The sequence below is a fragment of the Spirillospora sp. NPDC000708 genome (assembly GCF_040299565.1).
Taxonomy (GTDB): domain Bacteria; phylum Actinomycetota; class Actinomycetes; order Streptosporangiales; family Streptosporangiaceae; genus Spirillospora.
Genome location: NZ_JBEPCJ010000139.1, coordinates 1 through 19,231, shown reverse-complemented (window position 1 = coordinate 19,231; position 19,231 = coordinate 1). Strand labels below are relative to the sequence as shown.

The window sequence follows — 19,231 nt, the reverse complement described above, 5'->3', positions numbered from 1 at the left end:
CCCGCCGGCCGGCCCGCCCCGGCCCGCGCCCCCCCATGCCTCCCCACCCCCCCCAGCGCCCGCCGGCCCGCGCGGCGGGGGGGGGGCCCCCCCCCCGCCGCCCCCCAACGCCCCCCCCCGCCGCTGCCCGGCGGAGGGGTCAGAGGCCGGCGGAGGGGTCAGAGGTCGGCGGCCATCTGCTTGACCTTCTCGATGAGGGCGATGCGGCCCTTGTGGTCGCCGGCGATCGGCGACACGTTCAGCGTGGTGATGCCGGACTCCTTCATCGCGGCGAGCCGCTCGCGGACGTGGCCCTCGGAGCCGATCAGCGACATCTTCTCCAGCAGCTCCTGCGGGACCTTCGCGGCGGCCTCGTCCTTCTTGCCGTCGAGGTAGAGGTCCTGGATCTCCTCGGCCTCCTTCTCGAAGCCGTACCGGCGGGCGAGGTCGTTGTAGAAGTTCTTGCCCTTGGCGCCCATGCCGCCGATGTAGAGCGCGGCCATCGGGCGGCCGAACTCCAGGTAGCCCTGCACGTCGTCGCCGATGGCGAGCGCGGCCTGGCCGACGACGTCCAGCTCGCCGAGGGACGGGTCGCGCTTGGCCCTGCCGGCGGCGAGCGAGGCGCCCCAGACGTCGGCGGCCTTCTCCGGCATGTAGAAGATCGGCTCCCAGCCGTCGGCGATCTCGGCGGTCAGCTCGACGTTCTTCGGGCCGATCGCGGCGACCATGATCGGGATCTGGGCGCGCACCGGGTGGTTGATCAGCTTGAGCGCCTTGCCGAGGCCGGTGCCGCGCTCGGGGGGCAGCGGCAGCGTGTAGTGCTTGCCCTCGTGCTGGACGCGCTCGCGCCGCCACACCTTGCGGCAGATGTCGATGATCTCGCGGGTGCGGCCGAGGGGCGCGGTGTAGGGCACGCCGTGGAAGCCCTCGATGACCTGCGGGCCGGACGCGCCGATGCCGAGCGTGAAGCGGCCGTCGGAGACGTAGTCCAGGCCGGCGGCGGTCTGCGCGATCGCGGTGGGCGTGCGGGAGTAGATGTTCAGGATGCCGGAGCCGATCTCCAGCCGCTCGGTCTTGGCCGCGATGTACCCCATCTGGCTGACCGCGTCGAAGCTGTAGGCCTCCGGCACGTAGACGATGTCGAGGCCGGCCTTCTCGAAGTCGGCCAGCTCCTCGACGGTGTCCTTGAACCCGCTGCCCGCGTAGTTGAGCCCCATCCCGATGCGCATCCGGGCGTCCCTTCCTAAAACCGAATCAGATTCCAGTCGAACGTAACCTACTCCGCGCCGCCCGCCGGAGCGAGGGCCCGGCGCCGCCGGTCCGGCAGTGGGCCGGTGCCGTGCTAGCCGAGCGCCGGGCCGCGCAGGGCCTCCAGCGCGGGCCGGTACAGGTCCGCGCGGATCTTGCCGACCACCCGGCCGTCCTTGCCGGCCAGCGACGCGGCGAGATCCAGCGCCGCGGGCAGCACGCCCGCCTCGTCCGCCGTCCGCTGGACGATCCCGGCCGCCATCGCCTGCTCGGCGTCGTATCGGCGGCCCGTGATCATGGCCTCGTGCGCGGTGCGCTTCGGCAGCCGCGCGGCGATCAGCGCGTTCATCCCCGGCGTGAACGTCATGCCGAGGTCGACCTCGGGCAGGCAGAAGTAGCCGCGGTCGGAGCGCATGACGGCGAAGTCGTGGGCGAGGGCCAGCATGCCGCCGCCCGCGAACGCGTGCCCGTTGACGGCGGCGACCGTCGGCATCGGCAGCTCCAGCAGCCGCGCGTAGAGGGCGTGGATGCGGCTCAGGTAGGGCTCGAACTCGTCGCCGTGGGCGCCCAGCCACTCCAGGTCGAGGCCGTTGGAGTAGAACTTGCCGGTGCCGGTGGTGATCAGGGCGCGGGGGCCCTCGGCCTTCTCGACGGTGTCGAGCGCGCCCTCGACGGCGCTGAGGAAGTCGGGGCCGAACCGGTTCTCGCCGTCGTCGAAGCGCAGGATGTGGACGTCGCCGTCGCGCCGCAGGTCGATCACGCTGGTCTCCTTCGTCGGTGCCTGAGCAGACCCTACTGGTCGGTAGCCGGCGGGAAGATCATGCAGGTCGTGGTGCCGTGCGCGACGAGCCTGCCGTCCTGGTCCACGATCCGCCCCTCGGCGGTCGCGATCTTCCGTCCGACATGGACCGTCGTTCCCTCGCAGGTCAGCCTGCCACCCTCCAGCGGCACCGCGCGGACGAAGTTGACCTTCAGCTCCAGCGTCGTGTAGCCGGCGCCCTCGGCCAGCGAGGTGTGCACCGCGCAGCCCATCGCCGAGTCCAGCAGCGTGGACAGCACGCCGCCGTGCACGGTGCCGAGCGGGTTGCTGAAATCGGTGCGCGGCGCGAGCGAGAAGACGACCCGCCCCGGCTCCAGCTCCTCCGCCGCCATGCCGAGCAGCGCGCCGATGCCGTACCCCTCCTCGGCGCCCTTGTTGATCAGCGCCTTCAGCTGCTCGAGGCCCGCCGTGGTCGGCGTGGTCGTGGTCGTGGTGGTCGGCGTGCCCGCCATCGCTCCGCTCCCTCCGGGTGACGCTAGGTATGACGTCCGTCATAAGCACCGTGGGCTATGACGGTCGTCATGGTCAATGCGAGAAGCTTATGATGAATGTCATAATCGGTGCATGGGCACCGACAGCCGGGAACGCATGGTGCGCAGCGCCGCCTACCTCTTCCGCGAGCGCGGCTACAGCGGCACCGGGTTCCGCGACGTCATCGCGCACAGCGGCGCGCCGCGCGGGTCGATCTACCACCACTTCCCCGACGGCAAGGCGCAGCTCGCCGAGGAGGCCGTCCGCTACGCCGGCGAGTTCCTCAACGCGGGCATCCTCGCCGCCACCGCGGGCGGCGACGCCGCGTCCGCCGTGGACGCGTTCGTCGGCTGGTGGCGGCAGGTGCTGATCAAGAGCGAGTTCCGGGCCGGCTGCCCCATCGTCGCCGTCACCGTGGAGAGCCACGACGACGCCCCGCAGCTGGCCTCCGCCGCCGCGGCCGCGTTCGACCGCTGGCAGGACACCCTCGCCACCGGCCTCGGCAACGCCGGCGTCCCCGACGACCGCGCCGCCCGCCTCGCCCGCCTCATCGTCGCTGCGGTCGAGGGCGCCACGATCCTCTGCCGCGCCCACCGCGACGTCGCGCCCCTCGACGACGTCGTCGCCGAGCTCAAGGAGATGACGAGGAACGCCGTCGAGGACGACTAGCGCCCCGGGCCGGCGCCGGGCGAGCGGCGGCCCGCCCGCCTCCGCCGCGCAGCCGCATCAGCACCACCCCGTACATCCGGTCCGCCGGGCACGGGCCCCACTGCTTGGAGTCCTCCGAGCGGGGGTGGTCGCCGCGCAGCACCAGCATGCCCGGCGGGACGCGGCCGGTCCCGTCCCCCGGCACCCATGCGGGCACCGGGTCGCCGGCCGCCGCGACGACCCGCTTGACGTACCACCCGCTAGCCCCGGACGGGTCGGACGGCCCGTCCCACCCCGTGCGCCGGTCGGGCCGCTGGACGACCACGATCCGGCCCGGTCGGGCTCGGCGGCGGTGGCGCAGCACCAGCAGCACGTCGCCGTGGTCCAGGGTCGGGGTCATGCTGCCGCCCCGGACGGTGACGGTGGACAGCAGCAGCCGGGCCGCCAGCACGGCCCCGGCCGCCGCACCGGCGGCCAGGGCCGAGGCGGCGACGGCCCGGCCCGCGGCCTGGCTCATCCGGCGGCCACCGTGGTCGGCGCCGCCTCGCTCTCACCCGTCGCGGCCTCGCTCCCGCCCGGTGCCGCCACGCCCTCGCCTGGCAACAGGCCGCCCTTGCCGGGCAGCGGGCCGCCGTCGCCGGGCGCGGGCGCCGGGTCCTCCCGGTAGCCCTCCGCCTGCCGGCCGAAGAGCTTGGCGTAGACCCCGTCCGGGGACGCGATGAGGGAGGCGTGGTCTCCGCTCTCCAGGATCCGGCCGTCCTGCACGACGACGATCCGGTCCGCGCGGCGGACGGCGCTCAGCCGGTGCGAGACCAGGACGCTGGTGGAGCCCGCGCGCAGCTCCCGCAGCCGGTCGTGCACCGCCGCCTCGGCCTCCGCGTCGAGGCCGGAGCTGGGCTCGTCGAGGATCATCAGGTCGCGGCCCCGGCGCATCAGCCCGCGCGCGAGCGCGAGGCGCTGCCACTGCCCGCCCGAGAGGTGGACGCCGTTCGCGCGGGCGGCCTCCCCGTCGCCGTCGTCCTCCTCGTCGCCGGCGTGGAACAGCCGGCTCAGCATCGTCGCGTAGCCGGCCGGCAGCCGCTCGACGGTCTCGTGGACGCCCGCGCGCTCGGCGGCGGCGCGGATCCGCTCCGGGTCGTCGATCGCGTCGAGGTCGCCGAGGCCGATGTTCTCGGCGGCGGTGAGGTCGTAGTCCATGTAGTCCTGGAACACCGCACCGATCCGGCGGCGCAGCTCCTCGACGGGGACGTCCCGGACGTCCACCCCGTCCCACAGGACGGCGCCGCGCTGGGGGTCGTAGAACCGGCAGAGCAGCTTGACGAGCGTGCTCTTGCCTGCGCCGTTGAGCCCGACCACGGCCAGGCTGGTGCCGTGCGGGATGGTCAGGTCCAGGCCGCGCAGCACCCACGGCGCGTCCTCGCTGTAGCGGAACCAGACGTCGCGCAGTTCGATGGCGTGGGCCAGCGGGGCGAGGCGGCGGTGCCGGGCGGGCGCGGCGAGGTCGTCCCCGGTCCCGACCACCGTCAGGTAGTGGTGGAAGACCAGGGCGGACTGGTGCCCCATCGCGATGCCCTGCACCAGCGCGCCGAGCCCTGACTGGAGCCCGGCCAAGGCGCCGATGAAGACCGACACGTCGCCGACGCTGATCGTCTTCTGGGCGGCGGCGTGCACGGCCCAGAGCAGGCCCGCCGCGGCGAGCAGCGCCCCGAGGGCGGCGAGGAGGACCTGGACGCGCACGACGCCCCGCTCCAGCCGGTCCTCGGCGTCGTTGGCGGCGCGCAGCTCGGTGAGCATCCGGCCGTGCAGGAACCCGCCGAGGCCGAACAGGCGGACCTCCTTGGCGGCCTGTAGGTCGGTCAGCAGCATCTGGTAGAAGAGCTTGCGCCGCAGGCCGGGGCTGATCCGCCACAGCAGCCCCGCCCGGCGCCGGCCGAGCGCCAGGTGGGCGACCATCGCGGGCACGGCGGCGGCGAGCGCGGCGCCCGCCATGACCGGGTTGATCGCGATCAGCGTGCCCAGGAACCCGGTGACGCCCAGGGAGCCGCGCAGGGTCGTCAGGCCCATCTGGACGAGCTGGTCAGGGGCGTTCTCGGCGGACTGCTGGGCCAGCCGCAGCCGGTCGTGGAACCGCGGCTCCTCCAGGCGCGCCAGCCCGTTCATCCGGTTGACCGCGCCGAACAGCCGGTCCTGCGAGAGCAGGCCGACGGCGCGCCGGGCGCGTCCCTGCGCGTACGCGGCGACGGCCGAGGACGAGGCCATCGCGATGCCCAGCGCCCCGATCCCGGCCGCGACCCACAGCAGCGCCCCGGTGCGGGGGCGGGCGGCGGTGAGCTCGTCGAGCGCGACCTTGGTCAGCCAGGCGGTGGCGACCGGCGCGGTCCCGTCGAGCACCGCCATGGCGAGCTGGAGGAGCAGCATGCCGGGGCAGGCCCGCCAGGCGAGCGCGTACGCCTCCTTCATCGCGCGGGCGACGGAGGCGCGCGGCTCCGTCGCGCCCTCCCCGCCGCCTCCACCGTCGCTCACGGCGCCGCGGTCCCGGGGGCCGGGGCCGCGCTCCCGGCGGCCGGGGCCGGGGCGGCCTCGCGGAGCCCTTCCAGGCCGACGCTCGCGGCGGTGGCGACACCGTCCGGGCCGTAGTGGGCGAACCCGGGGTAGAAGCGGACGCCGAAGGCGGTGCCGACGGGCGCGTCGAGGGGCTCGGGCACCACGTGGTCCGCGACGGCGGCGAGCCGGGCGGCCAGGTCGCTGCCGGCCGCGTCGATCCCGACCACCGTGGCGAGGACGCGGCCTCCCGCGTCCCGCACCCGGCGGGCGTGCTCGGCGAACTCCGGCACGCTGTCGTCGCAGCCCGGGCAGTCCAGCGACAGGAAGGCGAGCAGCGCCGGGCGCCCGGCCAGCCCGTCCCTGGTGACCGTGGTGCCGGCGGCCGTGGCCGCGGTGAACGCGGGCATCCGGTCCCCCGGCGCGATGCCCAGGTCCGGGGCCCCGCCGGACGCGCCCGGACCGTCGTGGCGGCCGGCCGGCGGCATGCTCAGGCGGGCGCGCCAGCGGCGCAGCACGGCCGCGGTCAGCGCGACGTTCAGCGCGGTGAGCGCCACGACCAGGACGAGCCCTGCGACGAGGTAATCCACGGATGTCCTTTCCGGCTCCGGCGCCTCACCGGCCGTGGCCCCCGGCGGCGACCGGGGACCGGAAGAGCGCGGCGATGTCGTCGACGAAGACGGTCAATGTGGTGAGCAGGGCCGCCGAGAACACGGCCAGCGCGATCCCCGGCACGTCGCCGGGAACGCCGCCGCCCCGCGACAGCGCGACGACCGCGCCCAGGCACGCCGCCGCCAGCAGCACCGCGTTGCGCGCGATGTGCCAGCCGCCCATGGGCTCGCTGCCGGCGCCGAAGCAGGCGCAGGTCACCCGCTTCCCGCGGGCGACGACGGCGACCGGGACGGCCGTCAGCCCGCAGCAGAACAGCGCCGCGGCGGCGAAGCCGGCGGTGACGGTGGCGGGCACGGCGAGCAGCAGCGCGATGAGCAGCTCGGCTGCCGGGACGAGCACGGACAGCGGGCGGCGCAGCGGCGCCGGGACGAAGCCGAAGTCGCCGAGGGAGGCGGCGAACGCGCCTCGCGAGCGCAGCTTGGCCACCGCCGCCAGCGTCATCACCGCCACGAGGGTGAGGCGGCAGGCGAACGATACGTACAGCACGGATGCTCCCGGGGAAGTGGTGCGCGAGCGCGCGCGGCCGCTCATGGTGCGGCGGTCCGCGCGTCCAAGGGCGCCCGGACCGCGCGGCCGCCCCGGCGAGGGTGCGGCCGCGCGGCTTCAGGCGGGTGTCACGCGTGCCGGCGGGGCATCAGCAGTAGTTCATGCTGTAGCTGTACCAGGCGCCGCAGTGCGTCTTGCAGTCGCCGCTCGTCGAGCAGGTGCGGCCGAAGCAGACACCGCCCATGATCTTGTACTCCATCCACGAGTCCGGCGGGCAGCCGGCGTCCGCGGTGGCCGTGGGGAGCAGGGCCTCGACGGCGCGGGTGACGCGCCGGGTCACGCTCTGGAGCATGGTTCCTCCTTGGGGTGGTGGGGGGACTGATTCCGCGCACGGGCGGCCGCCGCCGGGTCAGGGGTCGGACACGGCGGGCTGAGCCCGTGGGGCATGGGGGGTGCGGTCGGCTTGCCGGGGGCTAGGGGGCGACGAGTTCGGTCCGCAGGGCGGCGACGCCCACGCCCGCCGAGGTGACCATTCCGTTGCGGTCGTACCAGGCGTAGGTCGGGTAGTGCTTGGCTCCGTAGCGCCGCGACAGCTCGGCCTCCGCGCCTTCGGCGATCACGATGTCCATCGCGTCGCCGAGCATCGCGGCCAGCTCGCTGCCGGCGGCGCCGTCCCCGTGGACGATCGCCAGGGACGTCCCGCCGGAGGCCCGCAGCCGCTCGGCGTGCCCGGCGAAGACCGGCACGGCGTCGACGCAGGCCCGGCAGGTCAGCGAGAAGAACCCGACCAGGGTCTCCGTGCCGAGCAGCGTCCGCTCCGTGACGGCGGTGCCGTCGACGGCGCGGGCCGAGAAGCGGGGGATCCGGTCGATCATCCGGACGTCGGTGAAGGTCCCGGCGGCGGGGAGTCCGCCGGCGGCCTCCAGGGCCCGCCACCGGCGCAGGACGACCAGGAGGATCGAGAGGTTCACCGCGCCGACGACGCCGGCGAGGACGAGCGCACCTACAGCGAGATTCACGACATGCGTCCTCTCCCAGAACCGTCGGGAACGGGTGGGCCGCGGCCACGCGTACATGATCACCGACCGGTGATCACGGAGCAATTGGCGGATCTTGTCAGGAATCAGGCGGGGATTCGGCGAGGAGTTCCGCGACGGCCTGCAGGGCGAGGACGTACGACATCATCCCGAAGCCGGCGATGGTCCCGGTGGCGACGCCCGCGACGACGGAGGTGTGGCGGAACTCCTCGCGGGCCGCCGGGTTGCTGATGTGCACCTCGATGAGCGGCGCCGTGCGCTGCGCCAGGGCGTCGCGCAGCCCGTAGGAGTAGTGGGTGAACGCGGCCGGGTTGAGCACGACCGGGAGGCGCTCGTCGGCGGCCTCGTGCGCCCAGCGGATCAGCTCGGCCTCGTCGTCGGTCTGCCGGACGTCCACGCTGAGGTCGAGGCGGCGGCCGGTGTCGCGGCACAGCGCGGCGAGGTCGGCGAACGTCGTCGAGCCGTACACGTCGGGCTCGCGGCTGCCGAGCCGCCCGAGGTTCGGCCCGTTCAGCACCAGCACACGCGTCATCGTGAGACCTCCCTGTAGGCGGCGGCGAGGAGGTCCTCGTCGGGGCCCTCCAGCCGACCGGGCTCGGCGAGGCCGTCCAGGACGACGAACCGGAGGGTGGCGCCGCGCGACTTCTTGTCGATGGTCATGGTGGCGCGAAGCCCGTCCCAGTCGGCGGCGTAGGAGACGGGCAGGCCGACGGAGGTGAGCACGTCGCGGTGCCGCCGGACGACGTCGGCGGGCAGCCGGCCGGCGAGGCGGGCGAGCTCGGCGGCGTACACCATGCCGATGGCGACGGCGTGGCCGTGCCTGAACTTGTAGTCCTCGGCCTTCTCGATGGCGTGCGCGAGCGTGTGCCCGTAGTTGAGGATCTCGCGCAGGCCGCTCTCCTTGAGGTCGGCGGAGACGACGTCCGCCTTGACCCGGATCGCGCGCTCGACCAGCTCGCGGGTGTGCGGGCCGGTGGGGGACGCGGCGCCCTCCGGGTCGGCCTCGACGAGGTCGAGGATCACCGGGTCGGCGATGAACCCGGCCTTGATGATCTCGGCGAGGCCGCTGATGTAGTCCTCGTGCGGCATCGTGACGAGGGTGGCGAGGTCGCACAGGACGCCGGCGGGCGGGTGGAAGGCGCCGACGAGGTTCTTGCCCTCGGGGACGTTGATGCCGGTCTTGCCGCCGACCGCCGCGTCCACCATGCCGAGCAGCGTCGTCGGGACGAGGACGGACCGGACCCCGCGCAGCCACGACGCCGCCGCGAACCCGGCGAGGTCGGTGGTGGCGCCGCCGCCGACGCCGACGACGGCGTCCGTGCGGGTCATCCCGGCCCGCGCGAACGCCGACCAGAGCCCGGCGAGCACGCCGACCTCCTTGGCGGCCTCGCCGTCCGGGACGGGCAGCGCGCGCACCGCGTACCCGGCCTCCTCCAGGGCGCCGCAGACCGGGCGCGCGATCTCGGGGAGCCCCTCGGCGTGCACCACGGCGACGGTGCGGGCGCGGTCGCCGACCATCGCGGGCAGCTCGGCGAGGACGCCGGTGCCGATCACGACGTCGTAGGGGTCGGCGCCGCCGACGCGGACCCGCGCCGGGGTCATGCCGCCTCCAGCGCCTTGACGATCTCCTCGACGATGTCGGCGGGCTCGCGCCCGTCGGTGTCGACGTGCACGGTGCCGAGCCGCTCGTAGACGGGGAGCCGCTCCTCCAGCAGCTTGCGCATCTGGCTGCGCGGGTTCAGCACGAGCAGCGGGCGCGCGGACGCGAGCCCGACCCGCTTGATCGCCTCCGACAGCCCGACCCGCAGGTAGACGACGGTGTGCCCGGCGAGCAGCTCCTGGGTCTCGGCGGCGAGGACGGCGCCGCCGCCGAGCGCGACGACGCCCTCGTGCTCGGCGAGGGCCGCCGCGACGGCGGCGCGCTCCAGCTCGCGGAACCGGTCCTCGCCGTCGTCGATGAAGATCTCGCCGATCGGCTTGCCGGCGGCCGCCTCGGCGTCGGCGTCGGTGTCGCGCAGCGCGACGCCGAGCCGCTCGGCGAGGGCGGTGCCGACGGTGGTCTTGCCCGATCCCGGCGGCCCGATCAGGACGGCCTTCGGTCGCGTCATAGTCCGCGGGTCCACTTCACTTGATGGTGAGCGAGGACAGGTATCCCCGCAGGTTGCGGGCGGTCTCCTCGGCCGAGTCGCCGCCGAACTTCTCCAGCGCCGCGTCCGCGAGCACCAGCGCGACCATCGCCTCGGCGACGACGCCCGCGGCGGGCACCGCGGTGACGTCGCTGCGCTGGTTGATGGCCTTGGCGGGCTCGCCGGTCCGCACGTCGACGGTGTCGAGCCGGCGCGGAACGGTGGAGATCGGCTTCATCGCGGCGCGCACCCGCAGCACCTCGCCGGTGGTCATGCCGCCCTCGACGCCGCCGGCGCGGTTGGTGCGGCGGCGGATCCCGTCGGGGGTGTTGTCGATCTCGTCGTGCGCGCGGGAGCCGGGGCGGCGCGCGGTGGTGAACCCGTCGCCGAGCTCGACGCCCTTGATCGCCTGGATGCCCATGAGGATGCCGGCGAGCCGCGAGTCGAGGCGCCGGTCCCAGTGGACGTGGCTGCCGAGGCCCGGCGGGAGGCCGTAGGCGAGCACCTCCACGACGCCGCCGAGGGTGTCGCCGGCCCGCTTGGTCTCGTCGATGTGCGCGACCATCGCGGCGGACGTCCCGGCGTCGAAGCAGCGCACCGGGCTCTCGTCGACGGCGGCGAGGTCGCCGGGGCCGGGCAGCACCCCGTCGGGCGCCTGGACCTCGCCGAGCGCGATCACGTGGCTGAGCACGTCCACGCCGAGGGCCTGCTTGAGGAACGCCTTGGCGACGGTGCCGAGCGCGACGCGCGCCGCGGTCTCCCGGGCGCTCGCCCGCTCCAGGACGGGGCGGGCGTCGTCGAAGCCGTACTTCTGGATGCCGACCAGGTCGGCGTGGCCGGGGCGCGGCTGCGACAGCGGCGCGTTCCGGGCCTGCGCGGCGAGGACGTCGGCGTCGACGGGGTCGGCCGACATGACCGTCTCCCACTTGGGCCACTCGGTGTTGCCGACCTGGATCGCGACGGGTCCGCCGAGGGTGACCCCGTGCCGGACGCCGCCGAGGATCGTCACCTGGTCCTGCTCGAACTTCATCCGGGCGCCCCGCCCGTGCCCGAGCCGCCGGCGGCGCAGTTCCTCGGCGATGTCCCCCGAGGTCACGCGCACGCCGGCCGGCAGCCCCTCCACGATCGCGGTCAGGGCCGGGCCATGGGACTCCCCCGCGGTCAACCAGCGCAGCATGCCGACGATCCTATTGACTCCGCGCACCCGCGCGTGACCGCGTCCACCATCTGAGAGGGTCCGCCATCCGAGAGGCGGGCCGGTGGCGGGCGGGGCGGCGGGGACCGTCAGGTGGACGCGGCGGGCCGGGGGGCCGGCGGCGGGGCGCCGTCCTTCCACGACTCGTGGCGGACGAGGTCGCCGAACGGCTTGCGCAGGCCGCGCAGCCGCGCCCGGTCGGCGGGGGCCAGCGCGTCCGGGTGGGCGCGGCCGACGGTGATGACGCCGACGACGGCGATCTCGGGGGGCATGCCGAGGTAGGCGGCGAGCTCCTCCTTGGCGCGGACGGTCGCGAAGCCGGTGGCGAGTCCCTCGTTGATCGCGGTCAGCTGGATGAGCGTCAGGAGGGCTCCGGCGTCCACCCACCAGTAGGGGGCGGGCCACTCCATCTCCTCGCCGTCGACGAGCTTGTCGGGCTTGGTGTAGCGGGCGTGGTAGTCGTCCTCGCAGATGCCGAGCACCATCAGGACGGGCGCGACCGACAGCCACGGCGGGGCGCCGCGGTCGGTGTAGTAGGACTCCTCGGCCAGCTCGGCGATGCGCGCGCGGGTGGCGGGGTCGGTGACGACGAGGAGGCGGTGGCCCTGGCTGAACCCCGCGCTCGGCGCCCTGCGGACGACGGCGGCGATCCGGTCGACCGTCTCGGGGGGCACCGGGTCGGGGAGGTAGTGGCGCACCATCCGGCGGTTGGCGAGCACGTCGTCGAAGTCCACCTGGTTCCTTTCGGGATGACGGTGTTCCTTCCGGGGATGACGGGTCAGATGCCCTGGCCGAGGCCGCCGTCGACGACGAGGGTGGTCCCGGTGATGAAACCGGCCTGCTCGCCCGCGAGGAACGCGGCGACGGCGCCGAAGTCGGACGGGCGGCCGAGGCGGCCGAGGGGGATGGACGCGGCGACCTCGTCGAGGTCGGGCATCGCCGCGACGGCGGGCGTCCGGTGGTAGCCGGGCGCGAGGACGTTGACGGTGATGCCGGCCGGGCCGAGCTCGCGGACGAGCGTCCGGGCGAATCCGGCGAGCGCGGGCCGGACGGTGCTGGACAGGCCGTAGCGGGGCGTCGGCTGCCGCATCGTCTCCGAGGCGATCATCAGGACGCGGCCGTGGCCCGCCTCCCGCATGCGCGGCAGCGCGGCCTGCACGAGCGCGATGTGGCTCAGCACGCACAGCTCGACGGCCGCGCGGAAGTCGTCCAGGCCCCGGCCGAGCACGGGCCCGGCGGGCGGGCCGCCCGCGTTGGTGACCAGGACGTGCGGGCCGCCGAGCAGGGCGGCCGTGGCGTCCACCCAGGCGGCGGACGCGGCGTGGTCGAGGACGTCGAGCGGGGTGGGGACGACGCGTCCCGGCCCGGCCTTGTCGATCTCGGCGGCGGCGCGGTCGAGGCGGGCGGGGTCGCGGCCGCAGATCGCGACGTCGGCGCCGGCGGCGGCCAGCTCGCGGGCGGTGGCGAGGCCGAGTCCGCTGGTCGCGGCGGCGACCATGGCGACGCGTCCGGTGAGGCCGAGGTCCATCAGACGGCTCCCTCCTGCCGCTCCTGCCGCGACGGCTCCCCGTCCGGCGGGCGCGCCGGGGCGGGCGGGCGCGCCGGGGCGGGGACGAGCGGGTACCGGTAGCGGGCCAGCAGCGGCAGGGCGAGCGCGGTGGAGACCAGCCGGGCCGGGGTCGGCTGCGTGCGGGTCCACGCGTCGTCCTCGCGGATGCGGACGGGGCCGCGCCGCAGCCGGTCCGGGTTGCCGGTGACGGTGTGGTTGACGCCGAGGTCCGCGCGGCCGTCCGCGCCGACGGGCGGGTCCCCGTCCAGCCCGGCGTGCGCCATGACGCGGGCGAGGGACCCGCGCGGATCGGCGGTGAAGTCCTCGTACCGCAGCCGCAGGGAGCGGCGCGGGAACGCGCGGGCGATCCGCTCGGAGGCGAGGTTGAAGCCCGTCCAGTACGCGGTGCTGCGGGCGGCGCCCATCGCGGGGATGTACTCCTTGGCGCGCCGCCACGACTCGGCGGTGGCGCGCGGGTCGCGGACGACGTGCAGGACGCGGGCGTCCACGCCCGGCGCGCCGCACAGCGCGGCGGCTTCGGCGGGGAACTTGCCGGTGTCGACGATCAGCCGGGCCCCCGACTCCTCGGCGATCGCGGTGTAGAGCGCGGCGAGGGCGGCGACGGCGGGATGCCCGGCCCGGACGCCGCGCGCCTCGGCGAGGCGGCGGCCGGTGTGCCGGGTGCGCAGCGCGGCCTGCTGGAGGCGGACCGCGCGTTCGGCGTGCCACTCCGGGTCGTCCCCGGCGACGCGGGCGACGACGGCCTTCCACAGCGGGCACGACGCGACGTCGAGTCCGCAGCCGCACAGCGTGTTGGTGCCGCGGCCGAGGACCCCGTTCGTCCACAGGTAGCGGAGCTCGCCGACGTGGACGGCGCCGTCGCACTCCCCCAGCAGGTTGCCGAGCAGCGTCGTCCCGCTGCGGCACCAGCCGGTCACGTAGAGGACGCGCACCATCAGCGGCGTCCCGCCCCGACCACCTTCCGCACCGCCGTCACCAGGTGGTCGCGGTCGCGTTCGGTGAGGTTGGCCGACAGCGGGATGTCGACGGTCTCGTCCAGGCGCGCGGCGGTGACGGGGAACTCGGCGCGGGCGCGCGCGGGGTCGGGGAACAGGAACCGCCAGTTCCAGAAGGCGCGGACGTTGGTGTCGCCGGGGTCGCCGAGCGCGCGGGCGTCGATGCCCTCGGCCCGCAGCGCGGCGGCGGTCCAGGCGGTGGCGCCGGCCCCGGCGCCGGGCAGCCGGAACAGCAGGGCCTCGCCGAGGTAGGCGTGGTCGGCGACGGGGCGGCGCAGCGCGATCCCGGGGACGTCCGCGAGCCGCCCGGCGACGTCGTCGTAGTTGCGGTGGTGCGCGGCGAGCCGTTCGGGCAGCCGCCGCAGCAGCGCGGACGCCAGCGCCGCGCGGATCTCGTCCATCCGCAGCCCGTAGATGGGGTAGGCGAGGTCGTCGACCGCCGGGGGCGGGCCGTCGAAGTGCCGGGCCATCCGCCCCTCGTAGGCGCCCGAGTAGACGATCGCGCGGGCGTGCACGGCGGGGTCGCGGGTGAGCAGGAACCCGCCCTCGCCGGTGTTCAGCGACTTGTCGGACTGGGTGCTGAACGCCCCGGCGTCGCCGAAGGTGCCGAGCGGGCGGCCGTTGAGCCGGGCGCCGAGGGCGGGCACCGCGTCCTCGACGACGGGGACGCCGTGCTCGCGGGCGACGGCGCAGATCGCGTCCATGTCGGAGGCGAACCCGCGCATGTGCACCACGACGATCGCGCGGACCTCGGGGGTGAGGCGGCGGCGCAGGTCCGCGACGTCCAGGTGCAGGTCGTCGTCGCACTCGACGAGCAGCGGGCGGTGCCCGGCCAGCAGGATCGCGCTCGGCGTCGCGGCGAACGTGAACGCGGGGCAGGCGACGAGGGAGCCGGGCGGCAGGTCCAGCGCGAGCAGCGCGAGGGTGATCGCGGCGGTGCCGCTGGCGCAGGTCAGCGCGTGCGGGGCGGCGAAGAACGCGCACAGCTCCCGTTCCAGCCGCCCGGTCCGCGTCTCGGCGTGGGGGCGGTGGTCGTAGCGGAAGTAGAGGCGGGCGCGGACGGCGTCGAGTGCGGCCTCCAGGTCCTCCTCCTCGATGAAGACGTCGCCCTTGTCGTAGGTGGGCCAGGGGTCGGTGCGCACGGGTTCCGCGCCGTCGATCGCGAGCGGTCCCGGCTGAACGTCCACGGTCATGGCGTCTCCTCTGGGGGGAACAGGAGGCTGGCGGAGGGTGCGGGCGGCGCCAGCGCGAGCACCGGCGGGACCTCGGCGGGGCGGGCGCGGCGCAGCAGCGCGTACCCGATGCCGGACAGGCCGGCGAGCAGCCCGGGGGCGGGCTCCGGCAGGGCGGTGCGCCAGGCGCCCCGGCGCGGGCGGGGCGCGGTCCCGTCCAGCGCGGCCAGCGCCTCGCCGACGGCGGCCGTGCCGTGGCAGAGCGAGTCGTCCGGCGGGGCGGCGTCCCGCAGGACGGCCGCCGCGACTCCGAGAGATCGTTCCAGCGGCTCCGCGGCCGACGGGTACCGGGCGGCGAGCTCCAGCCGCGCGAGCACGACGCCCGCCGCGCCCTGGCACCAGCCGGGGTCGCGGCCCGGTGCGCGCTCTCCGGCGGCGAGGCTCCGCGCGCGGGACGCGAACCGCGGGTCGGGGCACAGCTCGTCCAGCCTGGCCAGCGCGACGGCCGCGCCGGACGCGCCGTACCCGAACCCCGGTTCGGTGAGGTCGCGGGCGAGGAGCCGCTCGCCGGCGGCCCGCGCGACGCCCGCGAGCTGCTCGCCGGGCAGGACGGCGTGCAGGGCGAGGGCGCTGAGGACCGCGCCCGCCTCCCCTTCCAGGACATCGCCGGACGGGAGGGCGGTCGGCGGCGACCCGGACGGCGGCGGGAGCAGCGCGTCGCGGGCCGCCTCGGCGAGGTCGCGGCGGCCGTGCACGGCGGCGGCGTGCGCCAGGTGGTAGACGGGGCCGAGCGGCGGGACCGTTCCCCGGACCGCTGATGCGGCGGCGAGGCGCGCGGCGACCTCGTCGGCGACGCGCTCCGCGAGGCTCTCGACCCACGGTTCGCCGGTCGCGGCCGACAGGTGGGTCAGGAACAGCCCGATGCCGGGGAGCCCGCCGTACAGGCCGAGCCCGGCGGGCGCGACGCGGCGGGTCCGGGCGTCGACGACCTCGACGCCGAGCCACCCGATCCGGTCGCCGGAGCGGACGGCCGCCGCGTCCAGCCGCCGGGCGATGCCGAGCGCGTCGCGCAGCGGATCCCCGGACGGGCGCGGCCCGCGCGCGGACGCGGGGCCGGACGCAGGGCCGGACGCAGGGCCGGACGCGGGGCCGGACGCGGGGTCCGGTGCGGAGCCGGGGGCGGGCGGCAGCGCGGCGAGGCTCGCGTCGATGATCCCGATCTGGACGGCGAGGTCGTCCTCGTCCAGCGCGGCGAGCCGGGCGGCGGTCTCCTCCAGCGGCGGGACGGGCAGCACGCCCGCGAGGCGCGTCCCGTCCTCCAGCCGCACGTCCCGGTGGCCGGGGCGGACCTCGAAGACGGGCACCTCCCCGCGCCACAGCGCCGCCTTCTCCGCGGCGACGAGGGCGTCCCGGTGCGGGACGCCGGGCCAGCCGGCGTCGAGGCGGGCGAGGCCGCGCTCCCGCACGGCGGCGTCGCGGACCTCGTCCGGCCGCCAGCTCTCCAGCAGCAGCCGGACGTAGAGGAACGTCGACAGCTGGATCAGCCGCACGGGCACGTCCGCGCAGCCGTCCAGCGGCCCGCCCGGCGCGAGGAGCCCGGTCCCGGCGGAGGCGAGGCGGCGGTAGGCGGCGGTGTAGCCGGCGACGAGCGCGTCGCGGTGCGGGCGCGGGTCGACCGTGCCGCCGCCGGGCAGCCGGAGCCGCCCGGCCGGCGGCGGGACGGTCCGGTAGCCGAGGCGGACCCGCATCCGGTCGGTGCCGGGGTCGTCGGCGAGCGGCGTCGGGATGAGGGAGCGGCGGTCGGGGACGGTGCCGAGCGGGCTGATGTCGACACCGAAGGGCCGCTCGGTGTCCACGTCCGGCATGACGAGCGGGCCGGGCAGCAGCCCGGTGCGCAGCACGGACGCGTCCAGCCGCGCGGCGGCGGGGTCGCCGAGCCGGGCCCGGCACGCGCCCGGCTGGGTCCCGGACGTGTGGAACAGCGCCTCCAGGTCGATGACGACGGGGTCCGCTCCCGCCGCGATGACGTTGTCGGCGTGCAGGTCGTAGCCGTGCACCGCGTGGGTCAGCGCGAGCAGCGCGCCCATCCGCCAGAAGAACGCCGGGAGGTCGCCGGGCGCGCAGGGCGCGGGCTCGATGAACTCGCTCCAGCCGCGGTCGCCGCGGTCCAGCAGGCGGGGACGGCGCAGGGGGTGCGGGACCCCGGCGTCGTTGAACCAGCCGAGGAGCCGGTCGAAGCACAGGTCGACGGCGAGGGAGCGGGGCTTGTGGACGACGGCGGCGCGCTCGAACCGGACGATCGCGACGCTGCGCCCGCCGCGGTGCGTCTCCGCCTGGCCGAACTCGACGCCGGTGAGAGCGCCGAGCCCGTCGGCGCCGCCGAACGCGGCGGCGAGCGCGGGCAGGTCGGCGGCCAGTTCGCGGGCGAACGCCAGCCGCGCCGACACCCAGTCGTCCAGGATCTCGACGACCTGCCGGGCGAGGACGGGGTACGCCGCCCAGATCCGCAGCGCCCGTACCGGGTCGGCGAGGCCGCGCACGAAGGCCGCGTACCGGTCGCGGGGCGTGGCGCCGTCCAGGCCGCGGGCGGACGCCGCCGCCAGCTCCTCTGTGAGGGCGGGCTGGACGGCCATGGTGAGCCAGCCGAGCGGCGGCGCGCCGGCGAGCAGGTCCGGCAGGCCGCGCGGGAGGTCCGGGCCGAGGTCGGACAGCAGGCATTCGCGCAGCGTGCGCCGCGCGTCGTCGATGAGCGGGCGGGCCGCCTCCAGCAGCCCGAGGTCCTCGGCGGACCGGGCGCGGGGCGGGCTCTCCCACGCGGTGCGGAACCGGCGGTGCCACTCGGGCTCGGTGTCGCGCGGCTCGCCGGGGCGGGCGGCGCGCCGCCAGGGGACGCCCGCGAGCGCCGGGGCCGCGGCGCTCATCGGCCGTCGCCCGGGGTCCCGGACGGCGGCTTCCCTCCGCCGGCCGGGACGTCCGCGGGCTCCGCCGCGGCGGCGGCCTCGGCCGGGGCCGCGGCGAGCGCGGCGGCGCGCAGGGGGCAGCCGGGGGCCGGGCGGGCCGCCGGCCTGCTGCCGGTCCCGGCGTCCCCGTCGATGATCGGATCGAGGAATGCGGCGGCCCGCCCACCGTTTTTCTCCGGGTGCCGCATGTATTCACCGTCCTGAGCTGGAGAGGCCAATCCGCAGAGCCGTTGTATCACGGCGAATTTCCTCCGACAAGATCGCCGGGGACCCTTTTCATTTCTCCGGCCATTGCTTACTCTCGGGCTGTCACGGCGCAAGATCGCGCCGTGCGGATCGGCGCCGCGCGGCCCGCCCGCCCCGAGAACCGGGGACGGCGCGGGGCGCGCGTGATGGGAGCTCCCGTGCTGGACTACCTCATCGACGACCCCGCCCTGCGCGAGCGCGGGCCGGGCGAGGAGCTGGCGGTCGCGGTGGCCCGGGCGGCCGGCGGCGACGCCGCGGTCCGCGTCCGCAGGCCGCTGACCACGCTGTTCCCGCTGGCCTCGACGCGGCCCCGGCCGACCGTCCGGGAGCAGACGAAGGGCGGCACCGTCACCGGCGGGCCGCTGCGGTACGTGCGCGAGCTGCCCGCCGAGGGCGGCGGCGCGAGCGGGACCGCCTACCGGGCGACGCCCGAGGCGGTGTTCCGCGCCGCGGCCGCCAAGGCCGAGCTGACGGAGATCTCGGTGGCCGTCCCGGTGCCGGCCGAGCTGACCCGCGACCCCGCGCTGCTGGCGCGGTTCGTCGAGCACCGCGTGATCGTCCGGCTGTGCACGGTGGAGAACGAGGTCCTGCTGCACGGCAGCGGGGACGGCGCGATCACCGGCCTGCTGAACCTCGACGGCCTGCGCCGGCTGGACGCCTCCGGCCGGCCGGAGGCGCCGGGCCGGATGGACGGCGGCGCCCTGGAGGCGCTGATGGCGGCGTGCGCCGAGGTGGAGGAGACCGGCGGGTCGTGCGACGGCCTGGTCATGCACCCGGCGCTGTACTGGCGGCTCGTCGGCGCGGGCGCGCTGCCCGCGCTGGACTCGGCGGGCCTGCGGATCACCCGGACCCGCATGATCGCGCGGGACCGGGTGCTGCTCGGCGACTTTCGCGCGGGCGTGACGCTGCTGGACGGCGAGGAGTCGGCGCTGGCGCTGCGGGTGCGCGGCGACGCGGCGACGATCACCGCGTCGATGCCGCTCGGGCTGGCGGTGCACCTCCCCCAGCACTTCGTTCTGCTGAGCCTGTGACCGGCGCGGCGGGCGGCCCCGGGGGGGGGCCCCG

The 19,231-nt window shown here is 76.2% G+C and carries 21 protein-coding genes; 2 read left to right on the top strand and 19 right to left on the bottom strand.

The features are described 5' to 3' along the window. Nucleotides 1-158: 158 nt before the first annotated feature. From ABT299_RS49075 to ABT299_RS49065, 3 genes are all read right to left on the bottom strand, one after another. Complete coding sequence (locus tag ABT299_RS49075; protein WP_190868962.1) at nt 159-1,208, bottom strand: LLM class F420-dependent oxidoreductase; 1,050 nt, start codon at nt 1,206-1,208, stop codon at nt 159-161. 113 nt (nt 1,209-1,321) lie between these two features. Next, entirely contained in the window at nt 1,322-1,987 is a 666-nt protein-coding gene (locus ABT299_RS49070; RefSeq protein WP_190868963.1) for an enoyl-CoA hydratase-related protein, read from the bottom strand. 32 nt (nt 1,988-2,019) lie between these two features. Beyond that, nucleotides 2,020-2,499, bottom strand: a complete 480-nt coding sequence (locus ABT299_RS49065; protein ID WP_433138202.1) for a PaaI family thioesterase — start codon at nt 2,497-2,499, stop codon at nt 2,020-2,022. 112 nt (nt 2,500-2,611) lie between these two features. Here ABT299_RS49065 and ABT299_RS49060 point away from each other — a divergent pair, with 112 nt between their 5' ends. Then, the gene (locus ABT299_RS49060; RefSeq protein ID WP_500255028.1) at nt 2,612-3,187 is read left to right on the top strand and encodes a TetR/AcrR family transcriptional regulator; all 576 of its coding nucleotides are present in this window, start codon (nt 2,612-2,614) and stop codon (nt 3,185-3,187) included. On the opposite strand, the gene ABT299_RS49055 is transcribed toward ABT299_RS49060, so the two are convergent. The 16 genes from ABT299_RS49055 to ABT299_RS48980 form a co-directional block, all read right to left on the bottom strand. Next, entirely contained in the window at nt 3,150-3,683 is a 534-nt protein-coding gene (locus ABT299_RS49055; protein ID WP_500255027.1) for a S26 family signal peptidase, read from the bottom strand. The two genes, ABT299_RS49060 and ABT299_RS49055, sit on opposite strands and share 38 nt — an antisense overlap. Beyond that, nucleotides 3,680-5,689 (bottom strand): ABC transporter ATP-binding protein, encoded by a 2,010-nt coding sequence (locus ABT299_RS49050; protein ID WP_500255026.1) that lies wholly within the window; start codon nt 5,687-5,689, stop codon nt 3,680-3,682. Before ABT299_RS49050 ends, ABT299_RS49055 begins: the two co-directional genes overlap by 4 nt. Continuing rightward, nucleotides 5,686-6,297, bottom strand: coding sequence for a peroxiredoxin family protein (locus ABT299_RS49045; protein WP_500255025.1), 612 nt, complete (start codon nt 6,295-6,297; stop codon nt 5,686-5,688). Before ABT299_RS49045 ends, ABT299_RS49050 begins: the two co-directional genes overlap by 4 nt. Nucleotides 6,298-6,322: 25 nt before the next feature. Beyond that, nucleotides 6,323-6,865, bottom strand: a complete 543-nt coding sequence (locus tag ABT299_RS49040; protein WP_500255024.1) for a MauE/DoxX family redox-associated membrane protein — start codon at nt 6,863-6,865, stop codon at nt 6,323-6,325. A gap of 148 nt (nt 6,866-7,013) precedes the next feature. Further along, nucleotides 7,014-7,217, bottom strand: coding sequence for a hypothetical protein (locus ABT299_RS49035; RefSeq protein WP_190868735.1), 204 nt, complete (start codon nt 7,215-7,217; stop codon nt 7,014-7,016). Between the two features lie 121 nt (nt 7,218-7,338). Next, the gene (locus tag ABT299_RS49030; RefSeq protein ID WP_190868736.1) at nt 7,339-7,884 is read right to left on the bottom strand and encodes a thioredoxin domain-containing protein; all 546 of its coding nucleotides are present in this window, start codon (nt 7,882-7,884) and stop codon (nt 7,339-7,341) included. 97 nt (nt 7,885-7,981) lie between these two features. Further along, a complete protein-coding gene (aroQ, locus tag ABT299_RS49025; RefSeq protein ID WP_190868737.1) occupies nt 7,982-8,434 on the bottom strand; it encodes a type II 3-dehydroquinate dehydratase in 453 nt (150 codons plus the stop codon). Continuing rightward, on the bottom strand, nt 8,431-9,504 hold the full coding sequence (gene aroB / locus ABT299_RS49020; protein WP_500255023.1) for a 3-dehydroquinate synthase: 1,074 nt from the start codon (nt 9,502-9,504) through the stop codon (nt 8,431-8,433). The genes aroQ and aroB overlap by 4 nt, the downstream gene beginning before the upstream one ends. Then, nucleotides 9,501-10,010, bottom strand: a complete 510-nt coding sequence (locus tag ABT299_RS49015) for a shikimate kinase (protein WP_387030181.1) — start codon at nt 10,008-10,010, stop codon at nt 9,501-9,503. Before ABT299_RS49015 ends, aroB begins: the two co-directional genes overlap by 4 nt. A 16-nt stretch (nt 10,011-10,026) precedes the next feature. Then, nucleotides 10,027-11,205 (bottom strand): chorismate synthase, encoded by a 1,179-nt coding sequence (gene aroC, locus ABT299_RS49010; RefSeq protein WP_500255022.1) that lies wholly within the window; start codon nt 11,203-11,205, stop codon nt 10,027-10,029. A gap of 107 nt (nt 11,206-11,312) precedes the next feature. Then, nucleotides 11,313-11,957, bottom strand: coding sequence for a nitroreductase family protein (locus ABT299_RS49005; protein WP_190868741.1), 645 nt, complete (start codon nt 11,955-11,957; stop codon nt 11,313-11,315). 44 nt (nt 11,958-12,001) lie between these two features. Next, on the bottom strand, nt 12,002-12,751 hold the full coding sequence (locus tag ABT299_RS49000) for an SDR family NAD(P)-dependent oxidoreductase (protein WP_387030184.1): 750 nt from the start codon (nt 12,749-12,751) through the stop codon (nt 12,002-12,004). Beyond that, entirely contained in the window at nt 12,751-13,728 is a 978-nt protein-coding gene (locus tag ABT299_RS48995; RefSeq protein WP_500255021.1) for a sulfotransferase, read from the bottom strand. Before ABT299_RS48995 ends, ABT299_RS49000 begins: the two co-directional genes overlap by 1 nt. Next, nucleotides 13,728-14,981, bottom strand: coding sequence for a DegT/DnrJ/EryC1/StrS family aminotransferase (locus tag ABT299_RS48990; RefSeq protein ID WP_500255020.1), 1,254 nt, complete (start codon nt 14,979-14,981; stop codon nt 13,728-13,730). The genes ABT299_RS48995 and ABT299_RS48990 overlap by 1 nt, the downstream gene beginning before the upstream one ends. Then, complete coding sequence (locus ABT299_RS48985; protein ID WP_500255019.1) at nt 14,978-17,881, bottom strand: type 2 lanthipeptide synthetase LanM family protein; 2,904 nt, start codon at nt 17,879-17,881, stop codon at nt 14,978-14,980. The genes ABT299_RS48990 and ABT299_RS48985 overlap by 4 nt, the downstream gene beginning before the upstream one ends. After that, a complete protein-coding gene (locus tag ABT299_RS48980) occupies nt 17,878-18,108 on the bottom strand; it encodes a hypothetical protein (protein WP_500255018.1) in 231 nt (76 codons plus the stop codon). Before ABT299_RS48980 ends, ABT299_RS48985 begins: the two co-directional genes overlap by 4 nt. Before the next feature lie 204 nt (nt 18,109-18,312). On the opposite strand from ABT299_RS48980, the gene ABT299_RS48975 reads away from it, so the two are divergent. Continuing rightward, complete coding sequence (locus tag ABT299_RS48975) at nt 18,313-19,197, top strand: family 3 encapsulin nanocompartment shell protein (RefSeq protein WP_500255017.1); 885 nt, start codon at nt 18,313-18,315, stop codon at nt 19,195-19,197. Nucleotides 19,198-19,231 lie beyond the last annotated feature (34 nt).